Annotated in this window: 1 protein-coding gene; it reads left to right on the top strand. The window is 46.8% G+C overall.

The genetic code is table 11. The annotated features are described in order from the left end of the window. Window positions 1–45 precede the first annotated feature (45 nt). Window positions 46–971: IS5 family transposase (locus JWH17_RS23220; RefSeq protein WP_205225083.1), on the top strand; the 926-nt coding region annotated here is incomplete at its 3' end.

The raw sequence follows: 971 nt of genomic DNA, 5'->3' as shown, positions 1-971 counted from the left end.
CTTTTCCATCATCTTCTAAGCCGTTTTTTACTTGATGGAGCCGATATGTTTCAGCCAGGATTCTTCGACCTTGATAATCGGATGCGTAAAATCGACAGCAACGGTGACCCTCTTACCAAAATTAATCAAGCTGTTGATTGGGAAATCTTTCGCCCTGCACTTGAAAAGGCTCGACAGAAGCCCCGTAAGTCTACAGCGGGACCGAAAGGATATGATGTCATATTGCTCTTCAAAATTCTTGTGCTTCAGTCTCTGTATAACCTTTCCGATGACGCCACTGAATATCAAATTCTCGATCGCCACTCTTTTTGCCGTTTTCTCGGTTTGCACGTAGGGAGCAAAGTTCCCGATGCAACTACTATATGGCTTTTTCGTGAAGATTTGAAAAACGCTGGGATAATCGAAGAGTTGTTTTCTCAGTTTGAGTTGCACCTGCAGGAGTGTGGCTATACGGCCCTGAAAGGGCAGATCGTGGACGCCTCCATTGTGAAGACGCCGATACAGCGCAATAGCCGTGAAGAAAATGCACAGATAAAGCGCGAAGGCAAGGCCCCGGTTCAATGGGGTGAGAACAAGCGGCGGAGAAAAGATGTTGATGCTCGCTGGACCAAGAAGAACGGCAAATCCTTTTTTGGCTACAAAAATCATATTTCCGTTGATGCTAAGCATAAACTCATCCGTGGCTGGAAAGTAACTGACGCTTCCGTCCATGACAGCAATGTGTTTGAGGAAATACTTGCGGAAAACACGAATCGTAATGTCTGGGCAGACTCGGCGTACTATTCGAAAGATCGTCTAAAGTCGCTGGAGGAATCGGGTTACCGGGAACGCATTCATCGTAAAGGCACTCGGAACCGAAAGCTGACAGCTCGGGAACAGAAGAGTAACAGGACCAAATCGAAGGTTCGTGTAAGGGTTGAGCATGTTTTCGGTGCGCAAACCCAGAAGGCAGGAAATTTGCTTGTAAGAAC

It is taken from the genome of Desulfogranum marinum (assembly GCF_016918565.1).
In the GTDB taxonomy this organism is placed as follows: Bacteria; Desulfobacterota; Desulfobulbia; order Desulfobulbales; family Desulfobulbaceae; genus Desulfogranum; species Desulfogranum marinum.
Note: the sequence above shows the minus strand (reverse complement) of the source record. Positions and strands in the feature narration are given on the sequence as shown.